Annotated in this window: 3 protein-coding genes and 1 pseudogene; 1 reads left to right on the plus strand and 3 read right to left on the minus strand. The window is 56.4% G+C overall.

What is annotated here, in order from left to right; genetic code table 11:
- A pseudogene (locus VKV29_RS12505) lies at positions 1–504 on the minus strand (RNA-guided endonuclease TnpB family protein); the annotation flags it as partial.
- Positions 505–719: 215 nt separating this feature from the next.
- On the opposite strand from VKV29_RS12505, the gene VKV29_RS12510 reads away from it, so the two are divergent.
- The gene (locus VKV29_RS12510; RefSeq protein ID WP_324201645.1) at positions 720–1577 is read left to right on the plus strand and encodes a PDZ domain-containing protein; all 858 of its coding nucleotides are present in this window, start codon (positions 720–722) and stop codon (positions 1575–1577) included.
- Between the two features lie 204 nt (positions 1578–1781).
- Here VKV29_RS12510 and VKV29_RS12515 read toward each other — a convergent pair whose 3' ends face one another.
- Together VKV29_RS12515 and VKV29_RS12520 are read right to left on the minus strand one after the other, a co-directional pair.
- Positions 1782–2774, minus strand: a complete 993-nt coding sequence (locus VKV29_RS12515) for an L-threonylcarbamoyladenylate synthase (protein WP_324201646.1) — start codon at positions 2772–2774, stop codon at positions 1782–1784.
- On the minus strand, positions 2771–3556 hold the full coding sequence (locus VKV29_RS12520) for a hypothetical protein (RefSeq protein ID WP_324201647.1): 786 nt from the start codon (positions 3554–3556) through the stop codon (positions 2771–2773). Before VKV29_RS12520 ends, VKV29_RS12515 begins: the two co-directional genes overlap by 4 nt.
- Between the last annotated feature and the right edge of the window lie 167 nt (positions 3557–3723).

Consider the following 3723-nt stretch of genomic DNA (forward strand, 5'->3'; position numbering starts at 1 on the left):
TGACTCGGCTTCCACCACCACATGCAGGGAAAAGGCACCGTCACGAAAACATAAGTCTGCCGAGCAGGGCTGCCAGTGGGCGTAACGAGTGTAGTAGTCACACAGGCGGAAGGGTACACAAACACGACCTTGTGTGGTGGCAAGAGAGGCACAGCCGTCTTGAAGACGCACCCAATACGAACGCGCATCATAGCGGACGGGGCAAAGGGCGGACTGCGGGCAGGAAACGGAACGTCCCTGCTTCTTGCGCTCCTGTACCGACTTGAGGGCTTCCCCTGCCTTCCTTCTCGCCGCTACGACCAACTGGGCAGGCAGGTCAGGGTGCGCTTTCCGGAGGGACTTGTAGGTTGCCCGGTGCAGTCGGGTTCCGTTACGCTCGTTCTGCTCCCAACCGTAAGTGCATACGGCGTTGAAGCAGTCGGTAAACTGCAAGAGTGTTTCCTTTAGAGCCTTTTGGGTGGCGGGTTCTCTATGCAGTTTTAGTCGCAACGTGACTTTCACCACCTTGCCCTTCTTTTGGATAATCTTTGTTTATCGAGAGTATTATACCACAAATACTCTCTACTTACCAGCGAAAGCGGAAAGGAGTGCGAGGAGTTATTGTGACGCCACGATTGCTCTCGACAATCGGGCGAATGCGGATAGCAATTCCTCCCCCGCGTAAACGCAGGGGGTCTCCTTGCTATGTTTTTATGACAGAGGATGTCGTAGGAAAGGCGATGCATTTGCGGCTAAACCCTATCAACGCTTCTCAAAACTTAGTACAGGCTTTTCAAGCCCTAAGAAGGCATACCCTTTATGGGGTCCTCTTGGCTTACCTCAGTGTAGAGCTGACCTTTCATATTCATTGGGAGGTCTCTCGATGGAAGGCAATGCTCGTAGAAGGTTTGCTCTTGTTTGGGGTGGGTTGGTGTGCCTTTGGGGTCTCCAAAGTGGCCCGAGTGCTGGCATTGTGGAAGAACCTTCCATTTTCAGAGGTCCTAACCGTCTACGTAGAGATCATCGCTTCGACCTGGCGTCGAAGACCCCAAACTTTTGAGATATCCTCAGACAACGTGCTGCAGGTAGGCAAGCAACATCTCAAATTTCTTCAGAGGCTGCTGTGGGCAGAGACAGTCATCTGCAGTATTTCTTGTATTGCCTATCCTATAGATGGTTTAACGCAAGTGAAGCTAGGCGTTATAGGACAGATGCTGTTGGTCGTCCAAGTGATTGTTCTCCTACTAGGTTTAAGCCGACTAAGAGAAGTGTCCATCAGAGTAGGGCTGAGCAATGTAACTATCCAAGAGGTATCTCCCGCTGCTCCGGCAGCGAAAGCGGGGTTACAAGCAGGAGATGTGATCGAGGCCATTAACGGCCAAGTCCTTACCGGTCTTACTCCAGAGGAGGCTATACGGCTTTCGTACCAATCCTCCAGTCCCCTGGAGCTGCAAGTACGCAGGAAGGCGATGAGTGCTCCTTTAGAGCTGCATATTGGGGAGGATGGAGGGCTTAATGGAGTAAATATCCATCTGGTGTATACTCCGAGAGGTTCTGCTACGGCTAGAGGAGGTAAGCAGCTTCAGCAGCGTGCCTAGCCTCGTTTTCATTGCGCCGGAGCAGGCGGCAATACTGCGCAAGACCGGACGGCTCGGCATTCCTGTTGGTGCTCATGTTTCTGTGAAGCACCGTCTCTCTTGTGCGGGCACGGCAGTTGAAGAATGTCGGTGAAGAGAGGATGTTGAGAGGGATTAGGCTCGAATAAGGGCGTCTCTTGCTGAGGTTGTTCTATTTTTATGCCTCTATGCGGCAGCGCGGCGAAGACGATCCCAAATGGCCAGCCATTCCTGCGCTTGAGGGGGGGCGTCCACCACGATCCGGGTCACCTCGGCCGCCTCCAGCTCCCGCAAGGCGGCGTAGAGCCGCCGGGCGTAGGCCTCTGCCGAATGGGGCATCACCAGCACCACCCCGTTTCGCTGACCTAGTTCCCGCGGCTGCAACGTTAGCCATCCCACACGCTCCCCTTGCGCTAACAGTTCCTGGACCCGTGCGGCGGCATCCTCGGCGATCTCTAGGGGGACTTTGGGCGCATAGTGTCGGCTTAGCATACCAGGCGATGGGAGAGGGGCATTCTGTTGCTCGCAAGCCGGCTTTAGAGGGGGCAGTTGAACCGGCCCGATAACCTGCTCAATCGCAGCCGGAGTTATCAGCCCCAGCCGCAGGATGCGAGGCGGATCTTCCGCCAAACTGAGCACCGTGGATTCTAGCCCTCCTGAGGTAGGCCCTCCATCAAGGATAAGAGCGATTCGCCCTTTAAGGTCGTCCCACACATGTTGGGCGGTTGTAGGGGAGACATGGTTGGAGCGATTGGCGCTGGGGGCGGCGATGGGAACTTTGGAGGCCTCCAGAAGCGCTCGCGCCACCGGATGCGACGGAGCACGCAGCCCTACCGTGGCTCCGCCACCGGTTACCTCACAGGGAACAGATGCGCTTTTGGGAAGAACCAAGGTGAGCGGCCCCGGCCAAAATCGCTCGGCGAGCCGTTGCGCTTGCAATGGCCACGTGCTAACAAGCGGACGTGATGACTCCACATCGAGCACATGTACGATCAACGGGTTGGTAGCCGGGCGGCCTTTGGCGGTAAAAATGGCGGCCACAGCTTGCGGATTCAATGCATTTGTCCCCAAGCCGTAGACCGTTTCGGTAGGAAACGCTACCAGTTCGCCGGAGCGAATGAGGGCTGCCGCCTCCACAATCGCCTCCGGTGTGGCGGGGAGAAGTTTGGTATCAATCATATGCCTTTGGCGATCATCTGTTCGTCGGCGAGGCGTAACGATAGAGGGGCGTCGGAAGGCGGCAGATCGTCAATGGCTTCTGCCATATCGGCAATGAGCTGGTTCAATCGCTCAATGGCCTTGAGATCGGACACCTCACCGGCTCGACGCCACTCAATCTCCTGTAAACGGACGTAAATTTCTACGTCGTGGTACCGACTTAGCTCACGGCGCACCTCCTTCGTCAGCACAAGAGGCAGAATATCGGGCTGATTGCACACCACGAAGAAGCGGCGCTCGAAATCCGGGTCGTTCAGCTCAAGGTCAGTACTGAGGTCTCCAGAAAACCGCGAGGTTTTCTGGAGCTGGGCGCCCTTTCCCTCCTCATTGGGCGGGCGCTCTTTGCGCGTCTGCATCTCCTCCAGAAGGCTTTTGCGACGCACGCCTAAAATGAAGCTGGCAGGGTTGCCGATGGGCAGAGCGCCGCGGGTGTGGTAGTAGGGCGTTTCATCCTCGTGGCTGACGGCCGTCTCTAGGAGGAAGGGACGGCCGCGGAAGGTTGCCGCTATGCAGGCAGGAGAGAAGCGGTTGCGCATGCGAATCTCCCCATGAAGGCTTTTGGCGTATCGGCGCCAAGCCGCCCCTACGCTCCAACGCCGCCATAGCCACAAAAGAACCATTACGAGCAGAAAAAGAGGCAACAACACCTCGAACGGCGGGTCGTGCGGCACAGACGCCGGATCGGCCTCGCGCCCGGGCGGTCTTTTCAGGGTTATGGTGGATTGATTCGGTTGTTGGGGCATGGCGCCACCTCTTCTCGAAGACGATTAAAGCTCCGTTTTGCTGATAGGGCGACCCTCCGAGTCGATCTCGTAAACGATGGGCACGCCGTTAGGAATATTGAGGTCAATGACCTGCTCTTCACTTAGATTATCGAGTTTCATCACGATGGCACGCAGACTATTCCCGT

The sequence above is a fragment of the Chthonomonas sp. genome (assembly GCF_035294165.1).
Lineage (GTDB): Bacteria > Armatimonadota > Chthonomonadetes > Chthonomonadales > Chthonomonadaceae > Chthonomonas.